The sequence below is a fragment of the Photobacterium sanguinicancri genome, assembly GCF_002265265.1.
GTDB lineage: Bacteria > Pseudomonadota > Gammaproteobacteria > Enterobacterales > Vibrionaceae > Photobacterium > Photobacterium sanguinicancri.
Window position 1 is genome coordinate 1 of record NZ_NOIF01000106.1, and the last position, 16701, is coordinate 16701.

The 16701-nt window shown below is 40.9% G+C and carries 13 protein-coding genes and 1 pseudogene; 8 read left to right on the forward strand and 6 right to left on the reverse strand.

The annotated features are described in order from the left end of the window. The 6 genes from ASV53_RS15335 to ASV53_RS15360 form a co-directional block, all read left to right on the forward strand. Positions 1-490 (forward strand): toll/interleukin-1 receptor domain-containing protein (locus ASV53_RS15335; RefSeq protein WP_141226256.1); only part of this gene is annotated, 490 nt, incomplete at its 5' end. Positions 491-997: 507 nt separating this feature from the next. After that, a complete protein-coding gene (locus tag ASV53_RS15340; RefSeq protein WP_094957704.1) occupies positions 998-5323 on the forward strand; it encodes an NACHT domain-containing protein in 4326 nt (1441 codons plus the stop codon). Between the two features lie 361 nt (positions 5324-5684). Then, positions 5685-6053, forward strand: a complete 369-nt coding sequence (locus tag ASV53_RS15345) for a hypothetical protein (RefSeq protein ID WP_094957705.1) — start codon at positions 5685-5687, stop codon at positions 6051-6053. Positions 6054-6435: 382 nt separating this feature from the next. Next, positions 6436-6669 carry a DUF2188 domain-containing protein gene (locus tag ASV53_RS15350; RefSeq protein ID WP_094957706.1) on the forward strand — a complete coding sequence of 78 codons (234 nt, stop codon included), beginning with the start codon at positions 6436-6438 and terminating at the stop codon, positions 6667-6669. Positions 6670-6678: 9 nt separating this feature from the next. Further along, on the forward strand, positions 6679-7968 hold the full coding sequence (locus tag ASV53_RS15355; protein WP_094957708.1) for a nucleotide-binding domain-containing protein: 1290 nt from the start codon (positions 6679-6681) through the stop codon (positions 7966-7968). A gap of 7 nt (positions 7969-7975) precedes the next feature. Continuing rightward, positions 7976-8725: an SLATT domain-containing protein gene (locus tag ASV53_RS15360; protein ID WP_141226257.1), complete on the forward strand. Its 750-nt coding sequence runs from the start codon at positions 7976-7978 to the stop codon at positions 8723-8725. A gap of 73 nt (positions 8726-8798) precedes the next feature. Here ASV53_RS15360 and ASV53_RS15365 read toward each other — a convergent pair whose 3' ends face one another. After that, complete coding sequence (locus ASV53_RS15365) at positions 8799-9110, reverse strand: helix-turn-helix domain-containing protein (protein WP_094957709.1); 312 nt, start codon at positions 9108-9110, stop codon at positions 8799-8801. A 151-nt stretch (positions 9111-9261) separates the two neighbouring features. Between ASV53_RS15365 and ASV53_RS15370 the strand changes: the two genes are divergently transcribed. Both ASV53_RS15370 and ASV53_RS15375 read left to right on the forward strand, forming a co-directional pair. Continuing rightward, positions 9262-9813, forward strand: a complete 552-nt coding sequence (locus ASV53_RS15370) for a VspR family transcription factor (protein ID WP_189337889.1) — start codon at positions 9262-9264, stop codon at positions 9811-9813. Continuing rightward, the gene (locus tag ASV53_RS15375) at positions 9810-11183 is read left to right on the forward strand and encodes a DEAD/DEAH box helicase (protein WP_094957712.1); all 1374 of its coding nucleotides are present in this window, start codon (positions 9810-9812) and stop codon (positions 11181-11183) included. Before ASV53_RS15370 ends, ASV53_RS15375 begins: the two co-directional genes overlap by 4 nt. A gap of 321 nt (positions 11184-11504) precedes the next feature. Here the strand turns inward: ASV53_RS15375 and ASV53_RS15380 are convergent, their stop codons facing one another. The 5 genes and pseudogenes from ASV53_RS15380 to ASV53_RS25500 form a co-directional block, all read right to left on the reverse strand. After that, positions 11505-13748, reverse strand: coding sequence for an AAA family ATPase (locus tag ASV53_RS15380; RefSeq protein ID WP_094957713.1), 2244 nt, complete (start codon positions 13746-13748; stop codon positions 11505-11507). After that, the gene (locus tag ASV53_RS15385) at positions 13735-14313 is read right to left on the reverse strand and encodes a hypothetical protein (protein WP_094957714.1); all 579 of its coding nucleotides are present in this window, start codon (positions 14311-14313) and stop codon (positions 13735-13737) included. The genes ASV53_RS15380 and ASV53_RS15385 overlap by 14 nt, the downstream gene beginning before the upstream one ends. Further along, the gene (locus ASV53_RS15390) at positions 14310-14897 is read right to left on the reverse strand and encodes a recombinase family protein (protein WP_094957716.1); all 588 of its coding nucleotides are present in this window, start codon (positions 14895-14897) and stop codon (positions 14310-14312) included. Before ASV53_RS15390 ends, ASV53_RS15385 begins: the two co-directional genes overlap by 4 nt. Positions 14898-15042: 145 nt before the next feature. After that, entirely contained in the window at positions 15043-15711 is a 669-nt protein-coding gene (locus ASV53_RS15395; protein WP_094957717.1) for a hypothetical protein, read from the reverse strand. Between the two features lie 9 nt (positions 15712-15720). After that, a pseudogene (locus tag ASV53_RS25500) lies at positions 15721-16701 on the reverse strand (hypothetical protein); the annotation flags it as partial.

Consider the following 16701-nt stretch of genomic DNA (forward strand, 5'->3'; position numbering starts at 1 on the left):
ATATAATATAGAAACAGATAGCTTTAATGTTTCGCCAGAAGACTTGTATCAAAGGTTAGAGTCTAATAATACTGTTCAAAGCAAAAAATCATTTCACGTTTTTATCTCGCACAGTTATCAAGACTCTGACTTGGTAAGGAAAGTAAAATTATGTCTTAATAATCATGGTTTAACAGTGTATTGTGACTGGACAAGTGATAATGACTTCTTGAAGCGAAGTTTAGTTAGTGACTACACCAAGATGGTGCTAAAGAAGCGAATTGAACAATCTAAATGTATTGTTTTTCTAGAAACTAAAAATGCTGTTAATAGAGATGGTTCATTTGCATCCCCTTGGATTTCAATGGAAATAGAGCATGCATCATTAATTAACAAACCAGTATATAGTTTGAATTTTAATGACGATAGTGAACTGTTTGATAGAATAGAATACAAGGTTAATAATGGCATTGAAATCAGTAATATAGAAATTAATAAAATACGTACCTAACAAATATGTGCATTTCTCCGGTCAATGGGCAATAGGATTATTTTGGCTGCGTCAGCAGCCAATGCTCTCGAACAACAAAGTCGTCTATACGTTTCCCCAAACTCAAGTTATCCGAAGTGGGCAGTCACGAACACAACTCTTAACTCAAAAATGTCCATCATCGAGTGAGCATGATCTTGGCTGACTCGTTTCTGCCACAAAATGATTTTGCGTAGCAATTTAAATAACTGCCACTTTCAAAAGTTGGATTACTTTTTTTGTTCATACTTCGAACCAAATGCAACTTTGACTGTAATCAGTATTGGTGGAAGATGCCTGGATTCTACACGTCAAGTTAGCGTTATCCTCAGTGTAAAGAACACTTGGTAAGATAGGTGTAGTATTTTTCGGATCTCATGGCTATTTATATCACAACCACATAACAATCAAAGATATAGAACTAGACAATCTTTGGTGATACGAGGATAGTAATCGGCATTCCTTTTCACTTCAGGTACACCGAAGAGTATGACTGATACACATGTGGCTACTGCACGCCGATTTGCCCCTCCTTCCGAAAAACACCTTGCGGATTCCGACTTTCTATCTTTTTGGGGAGAGCGTGAGACAGGAATACGGTGGGAAGATATCGATAGCAGTCAATGCGTCGTTGTATTGGGTGAGGGAAAGTGCGGTAAAACACATGAGTTTAAGCGACAACACCAGTTATTAAAGGCTAATAATCAGTTTTCATTTTTTGTGCCTTTAGAGTTGCTTCAGGATCATGATCTTCTTGACGCAATAACCGGTGAGGAAGAGCAGGACTTTGAACGCTGGCAAGATGCTTCCATGGATAATGCGGTCTTCTTTTTGGATGCTGTAGACGAACTAAAATTACGCCAAGGTACACTTCGTAAAGCACTTAGGAAAATTAAAAAAACCATAGGGAGTGCTCTTTCTCGTTCTAGGTTTTATATATCATGTCGACCAAATGACTGGAATGAGGAGCTAGACTATGGAGCGCTTTCTTCATTAGTGGTTCAAGAGAGTCATCACGAGAATGAGACAGAAATTCTAGATGGTGAGAAGGTACTCATCACCATTATTTCTCGCAAAAGATCCAATGAGCGCAAGCAGACACATGATGATAAGTTGTCAAATGAACCTATCCAAGTGCTAACGCTGCTTCCCTTCACTCGACATGAAACTTTAGAGTTTGCTAGGTCGTATGCACCCGATCAAGCTAAAGCGTTCGAACATTATTTGGAAGAAAAGGAACTGTGGCACCTTTATCGTTTACCTTACGAAATTATTTCGGCTCTGAATCAGCTTATTGCTGAAGGGAAGTTAGGGAACCTTGAAGAGCAACTTCAATTTGGAATTAAGCAGAAACTTCGAGAAGCCTCCGACAAAAAAAGAAACTCGTTGACTGACAAAAAGGCGCTCGAAGGTTCGGAGCGACTAGCCTTGGCTCTTTTTATGATGCATCGGAGATCCATTCATTCAGAAATCTCCGCTAGTAAAATTGATGTTATTAATATTGGTGAGATACTCACCGATTGGACTTATGAAGAACGATTAGAGCTACTTGGAAAGCCTCTTTTCGATCCGACGGGCGTAAATGCGTTTCAGTTCCATCATAGAGCTACTCAGGAATACTTAGCTGCCTGCCGTTTAAAGAAGCTGAGAGAGCAAGGACTCAAGACAAGAGAATTATTTGGGCTGCTATTTTCAGATATAAAAGATGAAAAAGTTGTCATACCTAGTATGGAGCCTATTACGGCTTGGATGGCTCTGTGGTATCCCGACATTTATTCTGAAGTTAAATTTCGAGCACCATCGTTAATGTTCCGTCAGGGTATCCCTGGATTATTGCCGATTGAGTATCGCGAAGAGCTTATTTGTAAATATGTTGAAAAATTCGCGAACAGTAGTATGTGGTGTGGCGTAGGTGTTGGTCATCCCGAACTAAAGCGTGTATCAACACCAGAATTAGCCCCTGCTGTACGCGAACTATGGCAACAAGCTTATTCTGGATACGATACTCGAGAGCTTCTTTTAGAACTTATCTACTTGACGCCGATGCACGATTGTACTGATTTGGCATTAGAAGCTGTATTTGATGACGAATTGCCTTATCAACATAGATCATATGCCGCATGGAGTGTGCTCGATTTCGGAAGCATAGAACAAAAGCAAAAAATTGGAGAGGCAGCGATTCAAGGTGGGTGGCCCGAACAGCTGGTTCGCAACATCATATCTCACCTTATTCCAGAAGCAATTACGGAAGCCGATTTTTTAACTCTTGCCCAGACCCTAAAAGAAGTTCCCAACAACGTACATGGGTTAGGGTATGAGCTTTTCGAGGCCGTGAAATCAGGGTCACTAACAGTTGAGCAACGAATCAAGCTTAGGGATAGTTTTGCTCATTCCATATGGAGTAACCGCGAAGAGGACTGCCGAGTCTATCAAGCACACTCAAAATACGAGCACTTTGTTGACGCCGTAATTTATTCTTGTTTTGCAACAGTACCTTCAAACCCAGAGGATTATCAACAATGGGCATGGTGTCTCGCTATCGCTTTTCATTTTGGAGAGCGTCGAACGAGCATTATCGCAAGCTCTGAAACCAAGAATTTGCAGCTTTTGTTGTCTAAAGAGACTTTACTAAGAGAGTCTTACTACTGGGCTTGTTTGAGTATTGTCGAAGAATTGGACGATGACAAAAACTTCATTCACAGTGATTACTTAATTGATTACGACAACGTGCTATATCCTTTTGGTAACAGTGATTTAGATTGGTTAATGAGTGCCTTTGTTAACAATGGTTCTAAAAACAAAAAAGATGCAGCCTTTCAGAAACTTATCCAGTTTATAAAAGGTGGCGAAAATCCGAAATTGACGGAGGCTATGTTAGAGCAGGCATCTGATAATGATGAATACCTCAACGTACTTGACAGAGTGCTTAATCCGCCTCAAATGCAATCAAGTAAGTATGAAATTGAGAATCAAAAGCGGAAGCTAAAATATCAAGAGGATGAAGCTAAAAGAATTAATGATTGGCAGTCATGGAGAGAAGAAGTTTTAAGTAGTGAGAACTTTCATTTAAATGATAATGATTTTGAAAATACTCTCTACAACCTGTTTAAGATGTTACGGCAAGCAGAGGAAATTAGAACATGGGGGGCATGGGATTCTAGCCTTGTTGAGAAAATATTCTCAACTGATTTTCTTGAGGCTTTGCGACCAACATTGTCAGCTTTTTGGCGAAAAGCTGATGTTCCCTTATATACCGAACGGAGCGAGGAATCTAAGAACACTTTTTCTTATGATAGTTTGATGGCTCTTGCTGCCGTTAAATGTTGCTCAGAAAAGCTAAATTGGGCAGAGAGCTTATCTTACAACGAGGCGGTAAAAGCAGTCAAAATCGCTACAATTGAGCTAAATGGTTTTGCTGATTTTCTATCTAAATTAGAAATAGTTCACACTGCTGCTGTTGAAGAAGTCTTTATTTATGAAACACAAGCTCAAATTGACAGCTTCAGAGAGTCAGGAAAGTGTCCCATCTTTCATGATGCTCTTTATCATGGTTCTCTACTTATTAAGAACAGTACTATAAATGCCATCATGAACAGGCTTGATGCAATTGGTAGAGTCATGGAGAAAGGCCCCCATAGCGATTTGAAGTATGCCTTTGAACTCGTTGCTGCACATGGTACAGAAGAATCTAAAGTGGCTCTTGTGAGTTTGATAAATAATCATTTCGATACCGCTCTGATCACAACTGATGAGAGGAACTCATGGGTAGCCCTCTTAGTCCTACTTGACTTGGACAAGGCTTGCGAAAGGGTCATGCAGTTCACAAGTGATACCTCTAGTATAGAGAAAAGTAAAAGTGCTGTTGCGTTATTTTCGGCGGTATTTGGTGACCGCCATCGAAGTAAACAACCAACATTCGAAGACATTGAGCCTATTAGTCGGCTGGCGATTTTGCGAGACTTAGTTATTCGCTCTTACCAAATTGTGAAACCAAGTGAAGATAATGTTCGTGAAGGAGGGACATATACGCCCAATGCACGAGATTATGCTGAACAAGCACGTAGCTATTTACTCGAAAGTCTCTCAAGAACTCATGTGGTTGGCGCAATATCAGTCCTGTATGAGTTGTCCTCTCTTACTGAATTCAGCCATCTGTCGAGTCGATTGAAACAAATGGCTGTAGAACTTGCAGCTAGAATTTCAGAACCTCAAGCCATGAGTGTAGCTGCTTTCAATAAGTTCGATAAAGAATTGAGCTACTTCCCCTATGATGACGCTTCATTATTTGCAGTATTAAATAATCGCTTAGATGATTTTGAACACCACCTACTCAATGATGAGCAGAGTATTGTTGACACCCTTAGAAAGGTGGATGGAGAGACTGAGCTTCGCCGCTTTATATCGTTTTGGCTGAATCAGAATAGTCGAGGAGCCTATACTGCAACGCAGGAAGCGGTTGTAGTCTCTGAAAAGAGAACTGATATTAGGCTACATCCTAGCGGCATGGATAAGTATGCCTCACTTGAGCTAAAGCTCGATGATAATCGTAATAAATGGAGTGGCACCGATTTAAAAGTTGCATTGATAGATCAGCTTGTTGGTCGCTATCTGAATCATGAACGGTGCTATGTTGGCTGCCTTCTTATTGCCATGAGAAAGGTTCGCAATTGGGAAAATCCAGAGACAAAAGAAAGGATGAACCTTGAGGAGACTGTCGATTGGCTTCAACGACTTGCAAACGAGATAATGGACGAACGTCCTGAACTATACATTTCTGTTAAAGGAATAGATTATTCAAAGATTGCTAATGAGTAATGTGATTGAAGCTTGAACCATAGAGATGTCTTTGGCCTTGAATTTTTCTTATCTGAAGTAAGTGCTTTAGTGCAAAAAACCTAAAGCACTTTTGTGACTTATTGAACAATATTTGCAATATATTGAAAGCAAAGTATGGGTTGTGCTCAACTCAAAGAGGTGCATGTAAAATTGTGTAGATAGCTATCGCGACAACACTTTTCAGGGGGGAATGATCGCGGGATCAACACACTTTTCATGGGGAAAGCGGGGGAAGTGTATGTAAAGCCACACAGATGAAAGCCCCCTTGCGTATAAACGTATCGTATTTGAATACACTTTGCCGCACAACGACATGTAATCGCTTCTTGTGGGAGGTTTTATGGAAGAGCTATCAATGACGCGATGCAATCAGCACCGGCTGCATACTGCAATCTATAACGTGCAAAACGAGCCATCGATTGAAAACTGGCAAGCTCTGCTCGCTGCTGCAGATATGATTAATTGGTTTGCTATAGATGAGCTCTCACAGTTAAAAGCTGAATTAGCAAAGTTGACCGCTTCAGCGATGAGCCTATCATTGCCACTTGATGACGCTGACGGAGAAGAAGTCGCTATGCTCACTCTGGGTGAGTTGAACTCTGAGATAGAGGACAGGGCCCAATCATTTATTGAACTCAACGCAATCAGACTAGATGCCAAGCACGAGTCGAACAGGGCCCGCCAGGCTCTTGAATCACAACATTCTTAATCCAGTGTTATGTCAAAAATCGTCTCTTAATCTAGTGTTATGTCAAAAAACGGCTCTTAGTCCACTGTTATGTCGGAGATTTGGATTCTTAGTCTAGTGTTATGTATGAACTCAAGTACATACAGTAGTGCATGTAAAGCCGCTCTGAAAGCTTCCTTGCCTTCAAGTGCAATAGGTCACTGAACCATTCTTGCTAAACGATATTCAACTACTCCAACCATTACAGGAAAAGCTTACACTGTCGCCTTGATTTAACAACAGTGACACCATATATTGTGCTTATAATCCAAATTGATGGGTATATGTTGATTTTCATGTGCGGCATATTAGTAACTCAAAAAGAGGTTGCAACCGTGTTAAATCGGAAGGGTGGGGTAACCATATGGCAACAAGAAAAAACCAGCATGTTGTAAAGCATCCGGATGGATGGGCAGTTAAAGGTGCAGGCAACAGTAAGGCAACAAAAGTATCCAAAACACAACAAGAGGCCATTGATGTAGCCGAAAGAATTGCTCGTAACCAACGGACTGATACAAAGATCCACGGTCGAGATGGAAAGATTCGAGCTGGCAATAGTTACGGAAACGATCCTCATCCACCGAAAGACAAGAAGTAAGGAGCAGATATGGCTATTACAGATATGTTTAGTGATTTCCTGCAGAATTTAAAGGTAGATAACGCAGAGCAAATCAGTAATCGTTACGATGAAATTACCGGCAGTCTAAACAAGAAGTTTCGCGACACTGAATCAAAACAAGCCAATAGCCTCCAAGTTGGATCTTATGGTCGTTGGACGGCCATCAAAGGCATTTCTGACCTAGATATGTTGTATATCATGCCCAAAGGAAAATGGGATGATTACAAAAACGGAAAGCAGTACCAACTCCTCAGCGATGTTCGTGAGGCTATCAAAGCGAGATACCCGAAAACTGATGTTTGTGTAGATAGACTTGTTGTTACTGTTATATATACGAACTTTCATGTTGAGGTTCAGCCGGTATTTGAACAGGATGACGGCAGTTTTAAATACCCAGATTCCTATAACGGCGGAAGTTGGAAAATCACCAAGCCCCGTGAAGAAATCGCTGCCATGACGGAGTTTAGTAGAGACAAAAACAACAACTTGCGTAACTTATGCCGAATGGCCCGAGCCTGGAAAAATAAGCATGGTGTTGGCATGGGGGGGCTGCTTATCGATACGCTTGCTCATAACTTTTTGAAGTCAACAGACTACTATGATGACAAGAGCTTCCTTTACTATGATTGGATGAGCCGGGACTTCTTTAAGTACCTCTCCGACCTGCCAAAACAAGATCGCTTCGCCGCATTAGGCAGTGGTCAGCATGTCAAAGTAAAAAAACAATTCCAACGTAAGGCCGAGAAAGCATACAAGTTATGCCTTAAAGCAATTGACGCTGGTGAATCATCTCACGACAAGTGGAAAAAAGTTTACGGTCGCCCATTTCCAGCAGCAGCTAATGCCACGAAAGCTGCTACTGAAGCTTTCGAAAGCTACTCCACATGGCTTAACACCGAGCAGTTTATCGAAGACCGATATCCGGTTGATATTCGATACCCATTAGCTCTTGAATGCGAAGTATCTCAGAATGGATACAGAGTAAATATTCTTACACGTATGCTTGCCCAGAAAATACCACTCCTTGCGAATAAAAAGTTACTATTCACCATTTCCGAAATTCAGGTTCCTGATCCTTATCAGATAAAGTGGAAAGTTTTAAATCGAGGAGCAGAAGCTCAAAGAAAAGACTGTATACGTGGACAGATATTGGATGACGGTGGCTACAATAGGCGTAATGAATCAACCAGTTTTAAAGGAGAGCATGTCGTTGAATGCTATGCCATTAAAAATGGTATCGTTGTAGCAAAAGACCGTATTCACGTCCCAATTCAATGAGACCTTTATGAATAAAGATGAGCTATTAAAGAATATTGCTACAACAGGCTATAACGTCGGTTTTGGGGCAAAGAAGCATTTCGCCACTTATGACATTGTAAGTAAGACACCAGGGCTGATTAGCTTTTTCTCCATGGCTTTCGGTATCTATGCTCTAGTTTTGGATGGACTTTCTACTAAGTTTTTATCTGCCACGTTCATCATCCTTGGTATTGTCAGCTTGTACATATCAATGTATGACTCACAGAAAGGCGAATATGAGAGTTCTGGTATAAAGCTGACCCAATACTTTAACAAGTTAAGAGATCTGTATTGTCGTGTAAAGTCAGCCCCTTGCACTGATACCTCTTCCTTTGATCAAGAGCTATCTGATATTGAATCTGAGTATTACAGCAGTAATATCAGCAAACAGATTCTCTTTAGTGACTGGTATGCTCACTACAAGTTCTTTTGTCAACACCAAATTGAATGGATAGATGAGCAAAAAAAATTTAGCTTGTTAAGAGATAAGCTGCCATTAACTTTTAGCCTCACCATTTGTGCAGCATTGATTGGGGGAGGGATTCACGTAGCAAATTGGTTTAGTGATGGCGATAAGAACATTGAACAAACATCACCTGCAGTAACAGATGCTTGTTTCCTAGTAACTGTAACTACATTTGATACAGCCGGTACTCGCCCTCAAGCCTGTGAAAGGCTTGAGCCTCAAGAGCAAGACCCAGCCTCACTAGCGACGCAAACGACAACGGGCACCTAGGAACAATAAACCCGCTAAAGCTGGCCTTCTTAGCCCTGCAGGAGGCCAACATACCCACGACAATATACAGAGTTTATTGTTCATCATCCTCAAGCTTTCTAATTAGCTCTTTCTTATCTTTCTCAGAAAGTTTTTCTATCAAACAAGCTAGCTTTGCTGAACTGTCCGAATCACAGAAAAAATACGAAAGAGGGACTCCCAACTCGTCGGCTATACGACGAAGGGTTGCGATATCTGGCATGTGTCTGCCTTTTTCGTAGTGGTTCATACGTCCACTCGCAGAGCTTGGATCCATGCCCAAGCGAATTCCCAACTCTTTTTGGCTGATGCCTGCTGTCTTACGAGCTTCTTTGAGTCGTGTTGGCAAAGGGCTTTCCGTATACATGAAAACGTCATCATAAAAATCCTACGTAACTTAGATTTTCTAAGTTTTTATCATTCAGGTATACTTAGCAATCCTAAGTTTTGAGTTTGTGAACTACGTAGCATACCTACTAATTCAGTTTTTAGAGTCGAATACGCGAGTAAATGTAACTGTGGAAAAGCAAGTCTTTAAGATAAATGAAAAAATCTATGCGTTATTGAGTGAACTAGGAATGGATAAGTTCACTGTCCTTGAGCTAAGAGATGCTTATCTTAGCCATAATCGAGATCAGGCTTGTCAAAAAGAAGCACGTAAATTTGTCTATCGGCAGATTACGAGCTTGCAGCAAAAAGGCCTGTTACAAAAACAAGAAGGCAGTACAACACGTAATACGACATATATTAAAACTGAATTATTCAGAGAATCTACAATCATGTCTTTAAGTTCAACTGGTGAGCAAAACACACTCCATGAAGCCCCTAAAGAGTCTGATGCTGGTTCGGTCGTTTCGTTTCTGCAAGCTAAGCTGCAACAGTACCAGGTAGATTTATCATCAAGTATTGCTGAATCAGAGGAGTACCAACGCTTGCATGAAAAGCTACCTTGTTTGAAACCTCAATTAGAAATCTACTTCATGCAAACGCGAGAGAGATGTTCAAGATTACTAGGTCAAGTTACCGCTATCAAAACAATCCTTACTGACTACCAAAGGGGGCATGGATGAAACTAAGGCAGTGGCAATCTACTTGCGTCAAACAAGTTCTGCAGAAATATAATAATTCAAAGCACTTCATGTGTTTAGCTACTCCTGCCGCGGGTAAGACTACAATGGCAGCTGAAGTGGCTTTGCAGTTGGTTGCGCAAGATAAAATCGACTTCATCATATGTTTCTGCCCTACCAAAGAAGTAGAGCAGGGGATTCGCCGTACTTTTGAACGTCATTTAAACCGTAGTTTTAATGGTTCAATAGGAGCTCTGGGTGGCGTTTACACGTACCAAAGCTTATTGACTCTCACTCCAGAGTTTTGGCAAATATTACAAGAATATCGTGTATTAGTGATTTTTGATGAGCTCCATCATTGTGCCGGTGATCATCTTGCAAATGCCAATGCTTGGGGAGCACAAATCCTGATTAATATCTGTGATTATGCAACGTATACATTGGGGCTCTCTGGAACGCCATGGCGTTCGGATCGATTACCTATAACATTAGGTAGGTACCTTGATAGTAACCAAATTGAATGTGATTTCACTTATGGCTTGAAAGAGGCTGTTGCCGATGGTGTATGCCGTCAGCCAAGAATTGTGCTAATCGATAATGACAAGATCACTGTTACTTCAAGGAAAGAAGAGGCCCAAACCTTTAGTAGCCTGACTGATGCTTTCTCTAATTCTGATTTAGCCTACAAATCGATCATTTTAGAAAAAGAAGCAATGAAGTATATCCTTTCTCAAGGTGTATCAAAGTTGTCTGAGCTACGACGCCAAAATCCTGATGCAGGAGGTTTAGTGGTCGCTTCTTCTATTGAACATGCCCTTGAGTTGGTGCAAATGCTTCAAAATGAATTTGAGCAAAGTTCAGTAATGGTTTCTTATCAAGACTCGATGCCATCTGAGATCATTGATCGTTATAGAAAACAAAACACAGAGTGGATTGTAAGTGTGGGAATGGTTTCAGAAGGTACAGACATTCCTAGGCTTCAGGTGTGCTGTTATTTGAGTCATATAAGGACTGAAATGTACTATCGACAAGTACTTGGCCGGATTTTAAGAATCAACGCCTCAGTAAATCAAGATGCATGGTTTTTCACTTTTGCCGAAGGCAACTTAGTGAAATATGCAAATAGAATTCAGCGTGACTTACCTGATACGACTGTTATCTATGAGTTAGAAAGTGAAGTAGCTAGATATAGCCATACTGGCCGAAAAGAACAGCCTCAGCCAAATCGCGGTGTCGAACTTTTGTTAAGCTTTGATGGACGAGCAAATACCGAATTGCAAAATAATATCGACTCAAATCAATTATATATTTCGCCGGATTATCAACTGACTGGCCAGTATCGGCAGAAAGTGATATCACTTTTCAAGGCATAAGCAAAGATATCCGCATTATTGCTTGAATACGCAAAGCTATGGTGACTGGAAACAGCACCAATGGGTTAAGTGACATATGAGAATTGACATGACATTTACGGTAAACATAAGTGTGGGTTCTGAGCAGCCTCGTTAGGTGATGGTAAGTGTTGGAGCGCTTACTGGATAACGAGGCTTTCTTCTATCTGTCCCTAAGAGCAGCTTGGCAAGGGGCGCGCTGCGCACTAACACTGCCAGATCAGCCTTGTAGCAGCTACGCTGGGTATCCGGGCGGATTCACGTTCAAATGCCCCTCAACGTCCTCTCCGCCCTCCTATGCCGCTACGCGGCATTCGCATACTCTTTTAGTATCAACTCTTTAAGGAACACCTGTCGCTTCGTAAAGTGTGACCCTTTATCGATGGCTTCTGCCATGGCCTTACTGCTGCCAACCAGTGTAAGTGCCGTTTTGGCACGAGTAATCGCAGTGTAAACCCATGATTTATCGACAACTCTACTACGTGTAATTAAGGCTATTGTGTGCTCGAAATCAGTCCCTTGCGCTTTGTGCAAGGTGATTGCGTAGCTGAGATCCATTTTAAATAACAGTTCGCGGTTAACTTCAATTAAATGACCCTCATCAGTTTCGACAATAGCAATACAGTCTTTGTGTTTTGGGTTTTTCGGGGCAATGCTTTTTATCGTTCCAAGAGTACCATTCGCAACCGAGAAATCATCATTACCCTTCCTTACATAGTTCTCTGTAAATAACACCCTGTCAGACAACTTAAATTCTGTTGGGTCATATTTACCAACTGAGTTTTGTAATAACAGTTGGGGAGAGCCGCCATTAAACTCCTGTTGGCATTGAACGTTGATCGCTCGGGCTAACTTGAGGGTTGGGACGATGATTTGTGCCCCCAAATCACATTCACGGTAAGCGTTAATTGCCTCAGTGATCATGTAATCACGAGTGGTTTCAACGAACAGGATATTTCCGGTTGTTAGTTGTTTAGGCATTTGGTCATTTCGCACTGAACTAGCATAATCAGGTATCCCCGTTGTTGCCTTTTGGCGCATTGTTTCCACTAACTGTACGTGCTTGATTATATTCTTGGTTTCTGTGATTTCCTTATCGATAATTTCATGCAACACAAGTCCAGCCCCAACTGGCGCTAATTGTTCTTCATCACCTAGTATCAGTAGCTTTGCATTTTCAGGTATTTTTAAGAGGATCTTGTACATCGTAGCAATATCAACCATGGAGGATTCGTCTATGACTACCAGCAGTTTTTCTATGTTATAAATATCTTCGTCTTCTAATAGCAGCCGTTGAATTGTGGTTGCGGGATAGCCAGATGATTCTTGTAATTTTTTAGCGGCACGGCCAGCTAACGCTACACAGCGAGTTTGATAACCTAACTCTACATGAGCATCTAAAATAGCCTTAGTTACCGTTGTTTTGCCTGTTCCTGCACCTCCAGTTACTATTACCATGGGGCAATGGAGGCTTTCTAAAATGGCTTCCTGTTGTTCATAGTTAGCCTTAAAGGGGAGGCTTTGAATTATTTTCGAATGGACGTTGTCATATTCCCATTTAACTTCATCCCTCGCCAATTCAACACGATTAATAAACCATTTAGCTACAACAGATTCCATCAAAAAATAGCCAGCTTGATGCAATGTATCAGTTGGGGCATTGTAATATAAACGTTCTGATTGATGGGCTACACATAAGGCTTCACCTGCCATTTCATCATCACCATCGAGCAGTTCTACTAATGAATCATAGTGCTCAGGCATATTTATCATGGTGTGACCGCCGCTTTCACAGTGCTTGTACATGATCTCACCAACAGCCGCCACAAGCCGACATTCGTTGGTAACAGACATATTCAACCCACCCAGAGCTATCTTGTCCACCTCCCTGAAAGTAAAGCCAAAGGAGCACAACACATATGGGTTCTTTTCTATAATTTGGATGATCTTTTCATCAAAATACTTGTATAGCCTGTATTGGAGATGAGGGGGGATTCCTATACGGGAAAAATATTCAGCGTATTTTAAAGTGCCGTAACTTTTATACCCGTCGAATAATGCCTGAGCTTTGACTGGAGTAGTGAATTCTGAAATCTTAGCAATGGCTTCATCGCTGCCGTCACGCAATAGAGTGAAAACCTCTTTACCAAGGTTCTGGAATAACATCTTGGCTGTTTTAGCGCCAACACCCTTGAAGTTTTCCTTATCCATTTCAACGAATTTGGCAAAGTCCTCTTTTGAGGATGATTCAACCATTTTTATGGACAACGAGTCGTCATCTACAAGGCTGATGACACTTTGAGTTGTTTCATTACGAGGGATTTCATTTTTAGAATAATTCCCGAACAACTTCCATGACTGACCTCGCCTTGGCTCAATATTCAATTTATTTTCGACGACTTCAATTTTGACTAGGGTTTTGGTGCCTACTTTCAACCTTTTATGGCTATCTCGGATTAGGGTGCCATTAATTCCGTATTGCGTGGTTTTTGGGTTGTAATAAGATCTAGATATACGTATATAGATAGGGCTTTTAAGCTTCTCCATCGATAATCACCCCCATTTCAGTCAAAGCACTATGCACTAGGCGAGTCCGTTTAAATCTACCATTCACCTTATCTAATCGTGCTTGTAGGTTGATTTCTCTCTGTTCTACTCTCCGTAATTCTTTATTCAGCCTAGCTACCTCATTTTTGTAATACTCAATAATGGCATTGGTATTTTCTTCATCATCAGGATCTTGAGGGTCATCCTCGGTATTATCTGATTGGACAGGCTTTTTTACGTCTGACTTTATATTTATTTGTTCAGGTTCATCTTGTACATTGTCATCAGACAGTGTTTCAGCAATCAGGCTTCTTAGTTCAGCTTCAATTTCAGATATCTTCTGAACTATTTGACTATTAGTATCGAACTTCTTTCTATCACACTTGAATATACGACCTAGGGCAGACTTGTTTAGGGTAACGTTATCCTTACCGTAATTGTGAGTTACATCTTTTATGGCGTCAGGATCGGACTTAATATTGTCCCACCATGTCTCAAATAGGACGAAATATTCCTGACCCTTTTCCTTTCCACTTAACGATTTACCGTTCTCTTTAACTATCATGATTTACCAGCCTTAAGCGCATCTTTCGATTCTTTGAGAACTCGATACACGCTTTGTCTGGAAATGTTGAGGTCTTTAGCAATAGCCATCTGTAAATCGCCCTGAGAAGCCCTCTCGCAGACTATCTGGCGCATTTTAGGTGTCATGGTCGGTGGTCTGCCAACATGCTTGCCAGCTCGTTTTGCGGCATCCATACCTTCACGTTGCCTGATATTGATCAGCTTACGCTCAAAAGATGCGAAAGCACCCAGTAGGTGCAGAGATAATTCACTGAATGGGTCGTCTGAACCATCGAACTTCAGGTTTTCAGTGTGGAAATGGATTGATGCACCTTTTTCGGTAACCTCATCGACTAACCCTTGGAGGTCAATGATATTCCGGGCTAGGCGGTCGATAGAATGTATGTGGAGTTCGTCGGCTTCACGGATATATTCAAGGCACTCTTGAAGGACAGGGCGATCGCCTCTGGATTTACCACTGCGACGTTCAGTAAATACCTTGTCCAAATCGATATCAGCTAGTTGCCGCTCGGGATTCTGATCTGAACTGCTAACTCTGATGTAGCCAATTTTCTGTGAAGCCATTTGTTATCCGTATGGAATATACACGTAACAAAAACAGTAGACCTTAATTTACATGTGTGTCAAAAATTATTTTAGACCTTTTGTTACACAATATATTGCGGCCTAATAAGGCATATCCTTGAGGGTAACAAAAGTATACCTTTTGTTACTCAAGGTGAGAGAAATCAATGCCGTTCTCGCTTAATAGGTTCTGAAGTTTAATAACCTTCAGCTTTAATTGCTTCAATTTCGCTTGGTCTTTAGCCCTGTCTGCGAGCTGACCAATAATAGAGTCATTCTGATCTTTGAGGTGAACCCGTTCTTTAGTTAGCCTGTTGACCTGCCGGGTTAATTTATCAACCTTGCTGCGCAGTTCAATTTCACCATCGAGTAGGCATGAGTCTTTGATATAGTCTAAAAACTCTCTACCTAAGTCCACTTGGTTACTCTTATAAGTCTGTAGTTGGTGCTCAAGGTCTTCTTTAGTTACAGCTCTTGCATCAGAGTTCGCTTTTGCTTTCGATAAATTATGCGCCCTCTGTAATTTATCATTCCATTTCTGAATTGATTCAAATAAAAATGGGCAGTTTTGATTGGACATATGGGAGTGATTTAAATCGCTCTCCCATTCCAGTTTCTGTTTAACTAAACGGCAGACTTCTGACTTATTGATTTGTCGCTTTCTTACGGGCAGGGGCTTCTTTGTGGCCTTGATATGCTCCAGCAAAACATCATATTGCGCTTCGCAAACCTCGTAGAACGCCTTTTGGAGATCTGTGAGTTTATAATACTCAGAAGGGTGTTCTTTCTTTTTTTTAGTTAATCCGACAAGCATAATACACCCTTAACCCTGACTAATCCCTAATTGCGCTTCAAGGGTATTGATTACCTGTATAGTCCTTGAAGAGCGTTTAAATCGTATATTGTTATTACTTTTAAGCAGAGACATTAAGCCACCTTTGTTGTTAATAGAAGCCAGTATGTTCTCATGTGTGACTTTTATCTGCTCTAATGTTGCTAAGTGGCTATCAGCATCGACACCAAGGTTAGCGCAACCACTGCCGACGCATGTTTGGGAGTCACCACGATCAACTTTAGCGACACCTTGTTTATCGAGGCATTTAGCCTGTTTAATACGGTTTTTAAATAACAAGCAGAATCCGTAAGAGTGGGGGACAATGCGCTCCAAACCTTCGTCTTCATCATTGAGCCACTCATCTAGCAGGAAATCTAATTCTTCTGGTGTTTTCCAGCTAAATTTATTCAAGTATTTACGGACATACTCAACGGAATTACCAGTAAACATGGTGTGGTTGACATCACCGACCATCCTTTTAATTAACTCTTTGGTATACGCTATTTCACACCGCCGCCGCTCGATAGGTGCGATTTTGTTCCTTATATAAGCCAGCGTAAAATTCATCACATTTTTGGAACTGTGTGCAAAATGCCGTCTTATTGCCCTGAAAACATCCCCTTCAAAACGGCGCAATAAATAGTCTGCGAATAAATGCCTGCAACCATGGATTGAAATAGTTATATTGCCGTCGAATGTTTGACTTTGTTTAATTTCGTTAGCTATCTCTGTTGGTAATGTATCAATCATTCTATAGAAGGCAGATCTAAACATTATATTTATTCTTTTACTACGATGAGAAAGGTGTAACTCCTTTGTTAATGATTTATCTAACCATATAGCTTTGGGGATACCATCCAAAATGATTATATTACCCTTTCGTTTTTGAGCCGCCATTCGACTAGCCATTTTTGTGCCCCCATTAAAAAAAAGTGAAATGTATCCTTCATATTTTTTACCTTTACAAGT

Excerpts from the sequence above, each read along its gene's own strand:
- ASV53_RS15375 (WP_094957712.1), top strand. The coding sequence starts at position 9,810 with ATGAAACTAAGGCAGTGGCAATCTACTTGCGTCAAACAAGTTCTGCAG.
- ASV53_RS15365 (WP_094957709.1), bottom strand. The coding sequence starts at position 9,110 with ATGTATACGGAAAGCCCTTTGCCAACACGACTCAAAGAAGCTCGTAAG.
- ASV53_RS15360 (WP_141226257.1), top strand. The coding sequence starts at position 7,976 with ATGAATAAAGATGAGCTATTAAAGAATATTGCTACAACAGGCTATAAC.
- ASV53_RS15355 (WP_094957708.1), top strand. The coding sequence starts at position 6,679 with ATGGCTATTACAGATATGTTTAGTGATTTCCTGCAGAATTTAAAGGTA.
- ASV53_RS15340 (WP_094957704.1), top strand. The coding sequence starts at position 998 with ATGACTGATACACATGTGGCTACTGCACGCCGATTTGCCCCTCCTTCC.
- ASV53_RS15385 (WP_094957714.1), bottom strand. The coding sequence starts at position 14,313 with ATGATAGTTAAAGAGAACGGTAAATCGTTAAGTGGAAAGGAAAAGGGT.
- ASV53_RS15350 (WP_094957706.1), top strand. The coding sequence starts at position 6,436 with ATGGCAACAAGAAAAAACCAGCATGTTGTAAAGCATCCGGATGGATGG.
- ASV53_RS15380 (WP_094957713.1), bottom strand. The coding sequence starts at position 13,748 with ATGGAGAAGCTTAAAAGCCCTATCTATATACGTATATCTAGATCTTAT.
- ASV53_RS15390 (WP_094957716.1), bottom strand. The coding sequence starts at position 14,897 with ATGGCTTCACAGAAAATTGGCTACATCAGAGTTAGCAGTTCAGATCAG.
- ASV53_RS15345 (WP_094957705.1), top strand. The coding sequence starts at position 5,685 with ATGGAAGAGCTATCAATGACGCGATGCAATCAGCACCGGCTGCATACT.
- ASV53_RS15395 (WP_094957717.1), bottom strand. The coding sequence starts at position 15,711 with ATGCTTGTCGGATTAACTAAAAAAAAGAAAGAACACCCTTCTGAGTAT.